15 protein-coding genes are annotated in these 13,120 nt (G+C 68.2%); 5 read left to right on the top strand and 10 right to left on the bottom strand.

Annotated features, from left to right (window positions below; all coding sequences use genetic code 11):
• Positions 1-223: 223 nt before the first annotated feature.
• The 10 genes from ACIA1L_RS33225 to ACIA1L_RS33180 all read right to left on the bottom strand — a co-directional run bounded on the left by ACIA1L_RS33225 (position 224) and on the right by ACIA1L_RS33180 (position 7,410).
• On the bottom strand, positions 224-1,297 hold the full coding sequence (locus ACIA1L_RS33225) for a hypothetical protein (protein WP_396077040.1): 1,074 nt from the start codon (positions 1,295-1,297) through the stop codon (positions 224-226).
• 308 nt (positions 1,298-1,605) lie between these two features.
• Entirely contained in the window at positions 1,606-3,405 is a 1,800-nt protein-coding gene (locus ACIA1L_RS33220) for an FtsK/SpoIIIE domain-containing protein (protein WP_396077041.1), read from the bottom strand.
• 1 nt (position 3,406) lies between these two features.
• Entirely contained in the window at positions 3,407-3,577 is a 171-nt protein-coding gene (locus tag ACIA1L_RS33215) for a hypothetical protein (protein ID WP_396077039.1), read from the bottom strand.
• A 65-nt stretch (positions 3,578-3,642) separates the two neighbouring features.
• On the bottom strand, positions 3,643-3,918 hold the full coding sequence (locus ACIA1L_RS33210) for a hypothetical protein (RefSeq protein ID WP_396077038.1): 276 nt from the start codon (positions 3,916-3,918) through the stop codon (positions 3,643-3,645).
• Entirely contained in the window at positions 3,915-4,367 is a 453-nt protein-coding gene (locus tag ACIA1L_RS33205) for a DUF3307 domain-containing protein (RefSeq protein WP_396077037.1), read from the bottom strand. The genes ACIA1L_RS33210 and ACIA1L_RS33205 overlap by 4 nt, the downstream gene beginning before the upstream one ends.
• Positions 4,364-4,810 (bottom strand): hypothetical protein, encoded by a 447-nt coding sequence (locus ACIA1L_RS33200; protein ID WP_396077036.1) that lies wholly within the window; start codon positions 4,808-4,810, stop codon positions 4,364-4,366. The genes ACIA1L_RS33205 and ACIA1L_RS33200 overlap by 4 nt, the downstream gene beginning before the upstream one ends.
• Complete coding sequence (locus ACIA1L_RS33195; RefSeq protein ID WP_396077035.1) at positions 4,807-5,019, bottom strand: hypothetical protein; 213 nt, start codon at positions 5,017-5,019, stop codon at positions 4,807-4,809. Before ACIA1L_RS33195 ends, ACIA1L_RS33200 begins: the two co-directional genes overlap by 4 nt.
• 135 nt (positions 5,020-5,154) lie before the next feature.
• Positions 5,155-6,264: a hypothetical protein gene (locus ACIA1L_RS33190; RefSeq protein ID WP_396077034.1), complete on the bottom strand. Its 1,110-nt coding sequence runs from the start codon at positions 6,262-6,264 to the stop codon at positions 5,155-5,157.
• A gap of 76 nt (positions 6,265-6,340) precedes the next feature.
• On the bottom strand, positions 6,341-6,604 hold the full coding sequence (locus ACIA1L_RS33185; protein ID WP_396077033.1) for a hypothetical protein: 264 nt from the start codon (positions 6,602-6,604) through the stop codon (positions 6,341-6,343).
• Positions 6,601-7,410, bottom strand: coding sequence for a ParA family protein (locus ACIA1L_RS33180; RefSeq protein ID WP_396077032.1), 810 nt, complete (start codon positions 7,408-7,410; stop codon positions 6,601-6,603). The genes ACIA1L_RS33185 and ACIA1L_RS33180 overlap by 4 nt, the downstream gene beginning before the upstream one ends.
• Positions 7,411-7,562: 152 nt before the next feature.
• Here ACIA1L_RS33180 and ACIA1L_RS33175 point away from each other — a divergent pair, with 152 nt between their 5' ends.
• From ACIA1L_RS33175 to ACIA1L_RS33155, 5 genes are all read left to right on the top strand, one after another.
• A complete protein-coding gene (locus tag ACIA1L_RS33175) occupies positions 7,563-8,105 on the top strand; it encodes a hypothetical protein (RefSeq protein WP_396077031.1) in 543 nt (180 codons plus the stop codon).
• Positions 8,102-8,659 carry a hypothetical protein gene (locus tag ACIA1L_RS33170; RefSeq protein ID WP_396077030.1) on the top strand — a complete coding sequence of 186 codons (558 nt, stop codon included), beginning with the start codon at positions 8,102-8,104 and terminating at the stop codon, positions 8,657-8,659. The genes ACIA1L_RS33175 and ACIA1L_RS33170 overlap by 4 nt, the downstream gene beginning before the upstream one ends.
• Positions 8,646-8,882: a hypothetical protein gene (locus ACIA1L_RS33165; protein ID WP_396077029.1), complete on the top strand. Its 237-nt coding sequence runs from the start codon at positions 8,646-8,648 to the stop codon at positions 8,880-8,882. Before ACIA1L_RS33170 ends, ACIA1L_RS33165 begins: the two co-directional genes overlap by 14 nt.
• A 202-nt stretch (positions 8,883-9,084) precedes the next feature.
• The gene (locus ACIA1L_RS33160) at positions 9,085-12,255 is read left to right on the top strand and encodes a DUF927 domain-containing protein (RefSeq protein WP_396077028.1); all 3,171 of its coding nucleotides are present in this window, start codon (positions 9,085-9,087) and stop codon (positions 12,253-12,255) included.
• On the top strand, positions 12,252-12,770 hold the full coding sequence (locus ACIA1L_RS33155; protein ID WP_396077027.1) for a hypothetical protein: 519 nt from the start codon (positions 12,252-12,254) through the stop codon (positions 12,768-12,770). The genes ACIA1L_RS33160 and ACIA1L_RS33155 overlap by 4 nt, the downstream gene beginning before the upstream one ends.
• Positions 12,771-13,120 lie beyond the last annotated feature (350 nt).

Here is a 13,120-nt window from a genome sequence, read left to right as displayed (position 1 = left end):
CGCTTCTGCTCCGCAGAGCTGCCCGCGCCGCTTCGCGGGCGGAAACCCTTACGTACCAACGGTTTTCGAATTCTGTTACGCTGAAACCCTTATGTACCAACGATTTTTGAGCCTGAGGGCACGAAAACCCTTACGTACCAACGGTTTTCGTGCCTGTGTCCACTATGCATGGTGTCCATACTACACCAGCGGCCCGGATTCCCTTGCTACGCAAGGGTTTCAGCTATTGCCCGGGAATGAAGGTTGCGGTAATGGGATTCTGAATAGCAATGCTACACACTTTCCAGCCACCCAGGGAAACGGGCTTTAATTCGACAGTCCAGGTTTCCGATTTGCTGTCCGGCACCATTCGATAGGGGTCCACCCCGCCGGGGTGGGAGGCGGATTCGATTGTCAGCGTGGTTACCACGGTGGCATTCTGGCCCTGAATATCTGCGGGGTAATCCGTGTCGCCTTTCTTGATGGACGGATACGGCGGGGCGATTGCCTTTCCGTCAACGGTCGCGCTGTCGATGTCGAATCGTAGCCGGAATTCCACCTGGTATTGCGTATTCCACTGCCACCATTTGGCGAATGCCTGCCGGGGCTGTTCGTCGCACAGGATGTTGTCGAATGCGTCCTTATCGTATTCCCCGGCGTAGTAATTGCCATTCGGGCCGGATGGGCATTGCGATTCGACCACCCGGGAGCCGTTCCAATGGAATGTGTTGTCGCTCAGGCAGGAAGTGGACGTGAGGGAGTCGACTGCGGTCCAGGGTGCGGGTTGGCCGGCTAGTCCGAATCCGTTGGTCTGCCGCCAGGCCACGGCCAGCACGCCACCCGCGTTGACCAGCAGCAACCCGAGTACCGCGCCCAGGAAGACCATGGCGCGGCGGGCCACGCCCGGGGCGGGCAGGTACCAGACCAGCAGCCACCCGAGTGCGGCCAGCCCAGCGGCCCCCCAGGCGATGTACCAGGCGGGCCACTCCCCGAGGTGCCACCAGGCGGGGATCGCGGCGTACGCGGCCACGTAGGGGGCTTGCGTGAGGGCCAGGGCGCGGCGGCCGGGGTGGGTGTGGACCTGCCAGGCGATCGTCAGGCCGTGGGCGGCCACGAGCAGGGCGGTCACGACGCCGAGCTGGACGACCGGGGCGAGCGCGGAGCGGGTGGTCTCGCCCTCGACGTCCCCGCCGAGCAGGGAGAACGCTGCCCAGATGGCGGAGGCGCCCAATCCGCAGGCGACCAGCAGGGCGACCAGGCACCCGACCGCGAATCCGCCACCGAGCCCTGACTTGCGCTTGACGTTGATCTCCCCCATATCGATCAACGTACGACCCATGATCGACCATCGCCTACACGTTTTCGGCGTTTGTGCAGGTCAGGCACGGTGAGCGGGCATGGAGCGGCCCCCGACCACGGGGGAAGTCGGGGGCCGCTCGCCTATGAGGGAATGGAGGTCAGTTCAGCGGTTCAGTCTTGATCGAAACGATATCTCCTTGCGGAATGTGCCTCGGTTCGCAATCGTCGCAGCAGATATACCGCAATGCTTCGGAATCGACTTTCGAGACGATTACCCGCCGGGTGGCAGGCTTTCCGCAGATGAAGCATTTCATCATGTACGCATCCTTATTCGGCGTCGGCGGTGGCTCGGGGTCGGTTGTTGTACCAGGATTGCAGTTCTTCGGCGGTATAGAGGACGCGTTTTCCGTCCTGAAATCCGGCCGGGAATTCGTTTCCGTCGCGCCGTTTGGCCTGCCGCAGGGCGGCATCGGACATGGGGATGATCTTCTCTCGGGCGGCCTCGGCCAGGCTGTAGCGCCGGACCTGGACGGGCGTCACGGGCACCTCTTGATCCGTGACTGTCACGGTGCGTTCGCCCAGGGGATCGGGGGTCTGTTCGGTGCGTGACGTGACCGTCTGAGCGGCCTCCTGGCGGCCCGAGCCGGTCCAGGAGACGGGCACCTGCACCTGGCCCGAGCTGGCCCACTGGCGGGCCTCTCGGGAGGTCAGGAATGCGACCTGAGTTTCGGTCGCCACCCCGGCCGTGACGACCTGGACGCGGCCCCGAACTTTGCTGGCGCGCGGAATGGGATACACCTCGGGTACGAGCATTTTCCACGCGTTCATGGTGTACCGGCCGAGAATGCGGGTGCCGAACGACTCTCGAATTTCCGGGCCGCCGGTGGCACGGGCGGTTAGAAGCTGGCCGACCGCGAGGCAGTGCACCAATCCCTGTCGGCCCATGTTGATGATGTCGGCGAACGACTCGACCGCCGGGGACAGTTTCGGGTCATCCTTTTCTTTGACGCGCGTCCAGTAGCGTTGCAGTTTCGCCATCATCGCGTTCATTTCCTCGAACACGAGAATGGTGCGCGGGCCGACCCGGTGCAGTTCGGTCACGGGCATTTCGCCGTCGTCGTCGGCGTACTGGTCAATCACGTCGTACCGGCGGTCGACTTCTTCGGCGAGATCGAGTAGCACCTGATGTGCCGACTCGGGGGTGCGGCAGTAGATGACGCCCGGCAGGTTCCGCGCCCATGCCTGCGAAATGCGCTTGGCGTCGATGATGATGACCTGGCAGCCGTTGTGCAGGAATTGCGCGATCAGCAGCCGCACCAATGCCGACTTACCCGCGCCCGAGCCCATCGAGACCAGGCCGTGCGGGGAGTCGTCATTGAGGTTGAAGTCAACGGCCCGGCGGCCCGCGCGGACACCGATCAGCGGGGCGTATTCGGGCTGTTCGGCCATGAGCGCCATGACGTCATCGAACGACACCTTTTCCGGCGGGGCCGGGGTGCGGCGAATGGTGACGTACGGGGCCGCGCCTTTCAGGTGCCAGGTCGCGGTGGCGTCGGGAATTCCCAGCTTGTCCGCGACCACGGACAGCACGCGCTTGCGCATGTCGGCCGATGCTTCCCACGAGACGGGCAGGGAGATCACGATCTCCGCGTCCTCTCGCCGGAAGTAGTCACGCGGCACGAGCAGCCATTTCTTGACGTCGACCGTGGCCGGGATGGGGATGATCGTGCGCAGCACGGCATCCAGCGGGCGCACCCAGTCACGTTGGTGCGGGTGCTCCATGACGGCGCCGGTGGCCTTGTGACCGGCGTAGACGGACGCGCCCATCATGGCGCCGGTCAGGGTGGCCTCGGTCAGCATCGGGGCTTCTACGGCGCCCACAGCGGTCAGCCCGGCGCCCACGGTGCCGCCGAGGCGCCAGGCGGCACGCTCGGCGCGGGGCTTGTACGACCAGGCCACGGTGCGGCCCATGGTGGCGGCGGTAGTCAGCCGGGTCCCTCGGGTGAACCATCCGGCGTCGGTGCGGGGGCGCCCGTCCATCGGGGCGCCGGTGGTGAAGCGCCACCCGAGTTTGATCGAGCCGGTGACCGCCTTGTATGTGCCCTTGACCAGGAAGTATCGGGCCATCTCACCCACGGGAGTCACCTCCCTGGCGCTGGCGGCGCAGCATGGCGAAGGGGACCCAGGTGCAGGCGATCCCGGCTACGGCGAGGACGGCGCCGAGTGGACCGTCGACCACCGCGATTGCAGCGGCGATCATCAGGAACCCCAGCGCGCCGACCAGGTACGACACCAACATGACGACCCTCCCCCGGTTACTAGATCCATTGTTGCTGATCACTGCGAGCAACTTACGCCTGTCGATCACCACAGCGGCACCTCTTCCGCGCCGTCGAACTGCGGGCGGGGCCGGGGTCGGGCCTGGCGCTCGGTGCGCTCGGGGCGGCGGCGCACGACGTCGGACTCGCTGACCCGGATGCTGCGGCCGTCCGGAAGGAGCACCTGATAGGTGCCGTTTTCCGGGCCGGACTCGACCAGTACGCGGGGTTCGCAGAACACGTCCCAGCAGGCCGTCAGGGTCTTCGGGGTGAGGAAGGCGGTGTCTCCGGCCTTGATCCGGCGGGCGTCGGTGGCGGTCACTGCCCACCCCCGATGATCAGGGCGGCGACGAACAGCCACAGGTAGTGGAAGGACTGGTCGAGGGCATACGCCCCGGTGCCGAGCGACGGGTTGTCGTCCCGGCCGGGCCGGGGCGTGCCCAGGACGTAGAAGCGACCCGCGCCGACCAGCTCGGCCAGGCGGCGAAGCGGGGTACGCCGGTCCGCGATGTAGTGGGTGAGCGCGCTGACGGCGAGTCCGCCGGCCACGCGCCCCAGGGACAGGTGCAGGCCCAGGACCAGCGGCAATGCGGCCAGCGCGGCGACGGCGGTCAGGGTGTAGGTGGCGACGTGGGCGGCACAGGCCAGGCGGCCGGGCCAGCCCGGACGACCCTTGCAGTCGGCCTGGTGCTGGGTCTGCACCCAGTGGTCGGCCAGCTGGTGCGCGACGTACAGCGCGACGAACACGGCGGCGAAGCGGGCGGCGGTCATCGGTGACCACATCCCGAGCAGTGCAGGCCGCCGCAGCGGCCCGAGTGGGAGGCGAGGGTCCCGAGGACCAGGGCCAGCACAGCGAGCCCGGCCGCGACCGCGACCAGGACCACGGCGTGTGCGAGCACCCAGTCGATGAGGGCCACGATCAGCGCGCCCAGGGCCACGAGAGCGCCCAGGGCGGCCAGGATCGCCAGCAGGGCCACTGTGTACCGGCGGGGTGCCGTTCGGCGCTGTGCGGGCCGCTGAGCGGGCGGGGCGGGCGGGTAGTCGGGCATGACGATGATCAGCTCGACGCGGTACTCGTCCGGGCCGACCGCGTGGATGGGCGACGACGAGATCAGCCGTCCCTGCCGGGTGGCGCGTTCCAGGACGTCGCTGACCTGCCCATAGGTGCCGACGAAGCTGCGGGGTACGACCCGCACGGCCAGTTCGTCGCTCATCGCGCACCCCCGGTCAGGGCGGCGCGGACGGCGGGGTCCGTGATCCGGATCGTCACGCCGATCGACAGCTCGGCGGTCCAGACGCCGGGGGCGATCTGCTCGGCGCCGAGCACGCCCAGGGCGGCGGAGATCTCGGCCGGGGTGGGGGCGGGGGTCGGGGTGTCGGTGCCGTCGCCCTGGTCGGGGTACGGCAGGATTTCAGTGCTCACCGTGCGCTCCTATCGCGTGGTGGGTCCCGGCGGGCGCTCCATTCGCCTACTGGGAGTCCGGGGACGGGCGTTGGCCTAGAGAACCCGCCCGCCCCCGGACGCTTATGGAGTTGTGGATCTAGCTAGTGGTGCAGGTCAGGGCCTCCATGGGGAGGTCACGGGCAGGTTGACCAGGTCATCGACGGACCGCTGAGCGGCGACCTGAGCCAGCATCCGGTCGCGCTGGCGGGTGTCTAGAGCCACGTGCGAGGCCCGGATGGCGCGGGCCAGGCGGGCGCGGCGGAACGGTGCCCGCTTCGCAGCGGCCAGGCGTGCAGCCCGGTCGGCGGCGCGGTCTCGAGTGCGGACCAGGGCGGGGCGGCCGTCGTCGGCCAGGCCGAGACGCGACAGCATCCGCTCGCGGAGTTCCCGGCGGACCCGGGCCAGGGCGCCGGTGCCCTCGCCGTGCCGGACGTGCACCTCGATGCCCAGGGCCAGGTGCAGGGCGACCAGGGCCAGCACCGGGCCGAGAGCGGCGCGGACCGTGCCCGCGACCGGTCCGCCGAGGTTGATCGCCATGAAGGCGGCCACGCCGCAGAACGCGATGGCGACGAGCTGGGCCGGGCCGGGAGTGGTGGTCCGGCGGGCGGACTGGCGCATGGCGTAGCCGCAGGCGATCAGGGTCAGCTCGACGATCCCGCACAGGGCGTACCGCTCGATGTCGGCGGTGATGCCCATCTTCTCGCCGAAGAACCGGAACCCGGTGTCGAGACTGATCAGGGACGCGACCAGGGCGACGGCGTAGAACGGGCCGGTGCCGCGTGCCTTGTCCGAGTCGGGCTTGGAAGCGGGCGCGGCCGGTTCGGGGTCGGCCATGGCGGAGTCCTCGACCAGCTCGGACGGCTGCTGAGCGGGGGTCTCGACGGGCTCGGGTGCCGGGGTGGGCTCGGCGGTGCGGGCCGCGATCTCGTCCAGCTCGGCCAGCCGCTCGGGAGTGAGGGCGACCTGATCGGCGGTGTCGCTGAGGCCGTGCTCGCGGCGCCAGTCGTTGACCACGCGGGAGACGTACGTGCGCTGGTCTTTCGTGTCGGTCTTGGTGGGGTAGCCGTAGGCGTCCAGCCAGGCCCGCACTCCCGCCGTGGTGACCGGGCGGGGCTGTCGATCACACGCGTACTGCACGCGTGCAGTGAGCGTGCGCAGGCCCGCCAGGACTTCGGCGTCCATGGGCTGCACCACGATCTCGGGGTGGGTGTTCGGGTGAGTCACTGTGTCCTCTCCATTCGGTCGCAGCAACTATACTTGTATACAAGCATACGAGTAGCTTCCTCTCGGTGTCCACCCCTCACTTCACGGACAAGTGCGCGTGCACCTCGTCCATGTGCGCCAGGGCGGTTGTGAGCAGGGCCGTTGCGATCGCCCCCTTGGCGGCGCCCTGCTCGTAGTGCAAGCGCCGGATCTCCTTCTGGACCGTCTCGTAGAGGTCGGTGGGCACCCGCAGCGACAACGTGGACGTCGGCCCGGCCGCCGCCGCCGTGGTCCCGGCGGCGGCCGTCACGATCGGCTCGGGGTTCGCCGAGAGGGAGGGGCGACGGTTCTTCGGGGTCATGACTGTGACTCCATTCGATCGGCCAACGCGGAGACCCGCGTGGTCAGCTCTCGGGCGTGCTCGCCAGGGAGGGTGTGCAGGGGGACGGCGTCGTTGTTCGCGTCGGACATGGCGGTCCACAGCGGCAGGTAGGGCGGCCACATCAGCGGCCCGAACCGGGTCTCCACCTCTGTCACGTTGTATGCATGTGTAGCAGTAGACCTGATGCGGTTCAGCACCACGCCCGCCACGGTGAGGCCCGGAACACCGAGGTCCGCCGCGCTGGACTGCACGAAGGAGTGCACGCGCACCGCCCCTCTCAGGGCGTCGAACTCGGGCTCCACCACGATCAGGACGCGGCCCCTCCGGCTCGGTTGACCACCCGCGACCATCGCCATTTGGGTCAGGTGCCCGAGGCTCGGCGGGCAGTCGATGAGCACCCAGTCGTCGGGCGAGTCGAGCCCCTGCATGACCTTCGACAGGCGCAGGGAGGCACCGACCGTGCCCGCTTCCGCGACCCGGTTTTCCAGGTCGAATCTGGCCGGCAAAAGCGAGATCCGCTCGGCGGTCGGGTCGTCCCAACCACAGGGCACGACGATGTCCGCCGCGCATCCCCGTTCGGCGGATTTGAGGGCCTCGGCCAGGGTGGGGATCGGGTGGTCGGGGTCTTCGGTCTCCACGCCGAGGCGGCGCGAGAGGTTGGCCTGAGGGTCCATGTCCACGGCCCACACTCGGTGGCCCCGTTGGGCCAGTGCCGCCGCAAGGGCGCAGGTCAATGCGGACTTTCCCACTCCACCCTTGTTGTTCGCGAGTATCGCGGTCGGCATCACGGGCTCCCTGTGTCGATGCGGGTGAGCGTACGGGCAGATTAGCGGGCGAACAGACTTGTATACAAGTATGCATTCGGACTAGTGTGGCCTTGTACAGCGTGACAGTGAGCAGTCACGATCGGTCGCACACACACCGGGAGGATCTGCACATGAACGGCCAGCAGGCGATCAAGGCGGGCACCCGCGTACAGACCCGCAAGTGGACACCCGAAGTGCACACCGGCACCGTGACCCGGGTGGACGGAGATGACGACCTCCGGGAGCGCGCCGCCGAGGGCGACCCGGACTCCACCCGCTACGTGTACGTGCACTGGGACGGGACCGAGTTCACCGAGACCCAGATGGACCCGGCCGAGGTCGAGACCATCGACGGGCACGGCGACCCGTCCACCCCGTACGCGGTGGTCAACTACGCGGGCGACAAGATCAGCACCTTCCGCAACTACGCGGGGCGCATGGTCACCACCCGCGCCGCCGACGCCCCGGCGACGGGGTCCAGGTGCTACGGCTCCCCGTCCGCTGGCATGGAGGCGGACTGCGGGCAGCCGGGTCCGCACGGCGAGCACGAGTTCGTGGCGGCGCCCCCGGCGACTAGCCGCACGTGCTTCGGCTCCCCCTCGCCGGTCTTCGAAGCCGACTGCGGGCAGCCGGGTCCGCACGGGGAGCACGAGTTCGTGGTGGCGCCCCGATGAGCGAGGCCCGCGCCCGGCTACTGGCCCTGGCCGAGCGGTGCGACGACGGCGCGAACACGCTGTTGCGGGACGCCCGTGATGTCGCCTCCGTCCTGCCCGGCCGGGCCGGAGGCGGCCACATCGACGCGAGGGTGTGGGCGCAGCGCCACGAACAGGCCGCGCTGGTCGCCCGCGAGTACGCCGCCGCGCTACGGCGTGAGGCTGCCGCCCTGGCGCCGGGACAGCGGGTGCCCGCCGACCGGTTCGCCGAAGCCGAGCTGGTCGCCCGTGCGAGCGAGATGGACGGGATCCTGATCGGCAGCGGCCCGGCGCGGCTGCTCGCCGCCTCCGGCCTCTTCGGGCACGTGGCCGAGACGATCGGCGGCATGGTCCAGGTGCCGTTCTGGCAGCTCGGCCGATCCAGCAAGCCCACCACCTGCACGTGCCCCTGTGACCATGACGGCGGCTGCCTCACCTGCTCGTGTGTCTGCGAGCCCACCGACGCGGCCGGGGCGGTCTGCCCGTGTTGCGGCGCCGACGACAACGACCTGGGAGACCACGATGGACGTCCCTGACAGTCTCGGGCAGCTCGACGCGGGCGACATGTCGCATGGCCTGCTGCTGGCCCTGCTACAGCAGTACCACCCCGGCGGCGCGGTCCTGGAAATCGCGGGGTTGGAGCGGGCCATGGGCGACACCGAGGGCCGCATGTACTCCGTGATCATGGAGCCGGTCGACTTCCAGTACGTACGGCTGATCGTGGCCCGGGTCGGCAGAGATCAGGACGGATTGCATTGAAAGGTGTGCGCCCGGCGCGCTGCCCCCACAGGGCGACGAGCCGGGCGTACGGTCCCTGAACAGCAGGAAGGGCCGGTGTTGGTAGCACCGGCCCCCCACGAGCAGCGCCCTCTGAGCGAGAGAGGAGGCGCACGTTGTTTGCGTGCACTCAGCGTACCCAACCACCGGGTGCGCACACCATCATCCGGGCGGAGACGACTCCATGAGTCGTCGGGACAGCCAGCAAGCCGCGGTGACCGTGCCCGCGCAAAAGACCAGCTCAGGCGATGACTCCCGCCTCCGGGTCCCCGGGTCGCCGGGGTGGTCCTACCTGCCCGGAGCCGGGGTCTGGTCAGACTCACGCGCCGTGTTGACCTGGTGTCCCGTGGTCGAGCGGCACCTAGTCGCGTTCGACAGCCGGGGCGCCGTCAGCAGTCGGCGTGTCACCGTGCGGGTCGGCGCGCTGGCTGCGACCGTGCCGGTCTCCGAGGTGGCCGACGGCAAGGTGTGGCACCGCTTCCCGGCGGTCGCCGGGGTCGGCTCGCGCAACGTGCGCGAGGTGCTGCACAACATCGTGGATGCGCAGGCCAGCACCATGGAGCTGACCCCGATGCGGCCCCACTGGGCGAATGGCCGGCTGATCCTGCCGCCCGTCGACGTCCTGCCCGCCGGGTACGGCGAGATCGCCGGGGATGACGCCGACTGGCGAGCACTGCTGCGGCAGGCGGCCCGCTCACCTCGGTTGGCCCTGGTGATGGGCCTCGCCGTGGCAGGGCTCTACGTCGACCAGCTGGGCGACGCGCAGTCGTTCATGGTGCACCTGCCGGGCGCGTCGTCCGAGGGCAAGACCTCCGCGATGAGCGCGGCGGCGGCGATCTTCGGGCGGCCCCGCAAAGTGGTCTTGAAGTGGAACACCACCAAGCAAGGGCCGGGCGTGTGGTTGCAGTCGATGGCCTGCATCACGGGCTTCCGTGACGAGCTGGGTTCGTCCGGGCTCGGCCCGAAGGAGCTGGAAGCCCTGGTGTTCTCCGTGCTCGAAGGCGCCCAGCGTGACGCCTCGACCCGGGAGCAGGAGTACCGCGAGGCCAAGGGGGAGTGGCGTGGGGCGCTGATCTCGTCGGGCAATGAGGGCATCGTCGGGCGGATCAGCAACGAGGGCATCGCGGCGCGGGTGATCGAGGTAGCCGGGGGACTCACCCTGGACGCGGAGCACGCCGACGAGGTCCGGCGCCTGGCGCGGGCCGCGCACGGGCACGGCCTGGTCGCCGTGGCCGAGCGCGGCCCGGAGCCTGAGGCGTTCGGCAAGACCGCCGCTGAGCACCTGGACGCGATCGGGCTCCCTGCTGGCGGGGTGGTGCGGCGCCTGGCCGAACATCTGGCGACGGGGGTAGCCGGGGTGCACCTGCTGGCCGACCTGGCCGACTGCCCGGAGTTCAAGGTCGGGGCCGTGGACGCGGCCCGCGTGTTGCTGGCCGAACTGGCGGCTGACCTGGCCGAACGGGGGACCCGCCCCGGGGATCGGCTGCTGTCGGCGCTGGTCGCCAGCATGGCCGCCGAGCCGGACTGCTGGCCGAGCCGCAAGACGTACATGGCCGCCCTGGAAGGCAATGCCAGCATCGCCCGAACGATCTACGGGTGGGACCTCTCCGACGACCAGCACCCCGGAGACGTCGCCGTGATCGACAAGCGGCTGCGGGCCGCGATCGAGTCGGCCGAGATCACTGATCCCGGTATCGCGCTGCGGGAGTTGCGGCGGCGGGGGCTGCTGATCCCCCAGGACGACGGGCGGCACCTGGCCCGCCGCATCCGGGTCGGGGGCAGGCTTTCCCGGGCCTACGTCCTCCGGGGGATGTTCACGGAAAGTGACAATGAGGGGAAGGAAGCCGAGGGTGTTCCCGCCTGTTCCCACCCCGAGGACCCCGGTGTTCCCACATCGGTTCCCACTTCTGTTCCCACGTCTGACCAGGGATGTTCCCACAGTTCCCACATTTCGGGGGCAGAGGTTATGACGCGTGCGCAGGAGGCGGTTACCGAAGGTGACAAGCCGGGGATCGTGACGGTCGTGCCCGAGCTGGCGCCCTGTGCCCGGTGTGGGGAGCTGACCAAGGTCCGCGTCGATGGGGAACCGCAGCACGGCGGACCGTGTCGACCCGCCGAGAAGGCCGCAGACGCGACGGAAGCCCCGGGGGGTACCTCGGGTATGGGTGAAGCCGCTTCGGGCGCTCAGCGGGCCGCTGAGGCGGCTTCTGAACCGGTGCTGACGCCGGATGAGGAACTGGCGAACTTCGGCCGAGCCCTGGCCGACCGATTCGGCGCCGACCTGGACGTCGACCAGCTCCCCGCCGCCCTGGACGTGTGGCACCGGGTCACGAACGACCTGAGGTTCGTCAGCTACCCCGGGCAGGTCGGCGTAGCCGCCTACTCCCGCCTGGTCGCCCAGCACGGCGCCATGCCCCAGCCCGTGCAGTGCGAATCCGAGCTGGTCGAGACCATCTCGACCGGCGGGACGTGCTTCCGGTCGCTCGGATGGGTCGATCCCGGCGCCGTTTTGGACGTCGGTATGGGTCTGACCTGCTCAGACGTTCATGCTCAGTTCCTCGCGGCGGCCCGATCCGTCGAGCTGGGAGACGGGGAGCCCGCACACTACGTCGCCCCTCGTAGCTACTCTGGCCTGCTGAAACTCCCCGGCTACCTGATTCTCGGCGCGGATCTCGACTACGCGCACCCCGCGTTCCGTGACGTGAAGGAGGGAGCCGCGCTTCCGACGCCGGTCGCTGCTTACCTCGATCAGCGCGGAGTAGCCCTGAACGTGGCGGAGGCCGTTGTGTGGCCCCAAAAAGGCCGACGCCTGGCAGTCTGGGCGGGTGGATTTGCCAACGCTCTCAGAGACCTTCGGGGCCGTACCGACCTGCCGAGCGTGTACGCGCTGGCAGCGGTAAAAGAGGTCTACGCCGCGTTTTTGGGCGGGATGATGCGGTCAAGGAAGTACAACCGTACGGGCACCATGCGTAAGGACTGGTCTGATCAGACGATCGCCCTGGCCGACATGAACGCCCTCCGCAACCTCGACCGCGCCACGTACGGATTCCCTTACGGCACAAAGGATTCCGACGTGGCGAAAGCCATCCGCGAGGGGGCCAAGCCGGTCAACCGGGCGCTCGGGATGTGCCGTGACGCGGTGTGGCACGTCACCCCGGAAGCACCGGCCGAAATTCCCGGTCTCGTACCTGTCGACAAGAATGGTAAGCCGTTCACCCAGCCCGGCAAATTCCGCTTTCAGAAGTGGTGCACGGTCACCCCGGAAATCGTGGAAGCGCACGCGGCAGAAAGCGCGTACCTACTCCGCGACTCGATCAATGCCGCCGTCCGTGAGCGCAAGGGAGAACAGCCATGAATTTCCGTGACGTCATTCGGGAAAAGCTAGGCGCGGCGGGAACCGTCTCGGAAGCCATCGGATCATTTCGGGCCGCCCACGGGCGGCGAGCCTCGCGGGAGCTGGCCGACAAGTTCGGCGTATCGATGCGGACCGCACAGAAGTGGCTCAAGGGCGACCAGGCGCCCGCTAGCACCCGAAGTGAGCAGGTCAGGAGGGGTGCCGAGCACGGCCGCCTGGCAGCCGACTCGCTGCGGAATGCTCAGGCCCTCACGATTGGAGACATCGAGGTCGAGTACGACGGAAAGCCGCAGGGAAAGCGTAAGGTCGGGACCGTGCACGTCGATGGAAACCTGCGGACCGCGCTGGACGAAGTGGCCGATCTGATCGAGATGGGCTCGCTCGATGAAGCCGAACAGCTCTATTCCGACGCTATTCTCGGGGCGTATTCCGGGCAGCGAGCAAAGGATGATAGGCGCATTCTCGGAGGAACATTGAAGATCCGGGATCACGGGTCCGGTCCGGACATTATCTAATGGTGCAGAATTGCGATCCGAGCACCGCATTCGAATTGGTGTTCGGATCGCAATTTCATGAATCCCTTACGTACCAACGGTTTTCAGTGTCGCATGTAGACACGGTCAAAAATCGTTGGTACGTAAGGGATTTCAAGCGTAGTCCACAGTGGACGGACGCAGAGAAATTCACCCCAGCAATCCACTACAGACTTAAACCCGAAAACCGTTGGTACGTAAGGGATTCTGTTGTGGACGGTCAAAAAATCGTTGGTACGTAAGGGATTGCGCGCGGTTGGCTCCCGCATCCGTTGCTACGCAACGGGTTTCGTCCCGCGTAGCGGTGACGTTAGCTCTGCAGAGCAGAAGCG

Source organism: Actinoplanes sp. NPDC051859 (assembly GCF_044452725.1).
Taxonomy (GTDB): Bacteria; Actinomycetota; Actinomycetes; order Mycobacteriales; family Micromonosporaceae; genus Actinoplanes.
Note: the sequence above shows the minus strand (reverse complement) of the source record. Positions and strands in the feature narration are given on the sequence as shown.

What these genes read in the sequence shown, in the direction of transcription:
- ACIA1L_RS33225 (WP_396077040.1), bottom strand. Translation starts at nt 1,297, where the DNA reads ATGGGGGAGATCAACGTCAAGCGCAAGTCAGGGCTCGGTGGCGGATTC.
- ACIA1L_RS33220 (WP_396077041.1), bottom strand. Translation starts at nt 3,405, where the DNA reads ATGGCCCGATACTTCCTGGTCAAGGGCACATACAAGGCGGTCACCGGC.
- ACIA1L_RS33215 (WP_396077039.1), bottom strand. Translation starts at nt 3,577, where the DNA reads ATGTTGGTGTCGTACCTGGTCGGCGCGCTGGGGTTCCTGATGATCGCC.
- ACIA1L_RS33205 (WP_396077037.1), bottom strand. Translation starts at nt 4,367, where the DNA reads ATGACCGCCGCCCGCTTCGCCGCCGTGTTCGTCGCGCTGTACGTCGCG.
- ACIA1L_RS33200 (WP_396077036.1), bottom strand. Translation starts at nt 4,810, where the DNA reads ATGAGCGACGAACTGGCCGTGCGGGTCGTACCCCGCAGCTTCGTCGGC.
- ACIA1L_RS33185 (WP_396077033.1), bottom strand. Translation starts at nt 6,604, where the DNA reads ATGACCCCGAAGAACCGTCGCCCCTCCCTCTCGGCGAACCCCGAGCCG.
- ACIA1L_RS33180 (WP_396077032.1), bottom strand. Translation starts at nt 7,410, where the DNA reads ATGCCGACCGCGATACTCGCGAACAACAAGGGTGGAGTGGGAAAGTCC.
- ACIA1L_RS33175 (WP_396077031.1), top strand. Translation starts at nt 7,563, where the DNA reads ATGAACGGCCAGCAGGCGATCAAGGCGGGCACCCGCGTACAGACCCGC.
- ACIA1L_RS33170 (WP_396077030.1), top strand. Translation starts at nt 8,102, where the DNA reads ATGAGCGAGGCCCGCGCCCGGCTACTGGCCCTGGCCGAGCGGTGCGAC.
- ACIA1L_RS33165 (WP_396077029.1), top strand. Translation starts at nt 8,646, where the DNA reads ATGGACGTCCCTGACAGTCTCGGGCAGCTCGACGCGGGCGACATGTCG.
- ACIA1L_RS33160 (WP_396077028.1), top strand. Translation starts at nt 9,085, where the DNA reads ATGAGTCGTCGGGACAGCCAGCAAGCCGCGGTGACCGTGCCCGCGCAA.
- ACIA1L_RS33155 (WP_396077027.1), top strand. Translation starts at nt 12,252, where the DNA reads ATGAATTTCCGTGACGTCATTCGGGAAAAGCTAGGCGCGGCGGGAACC.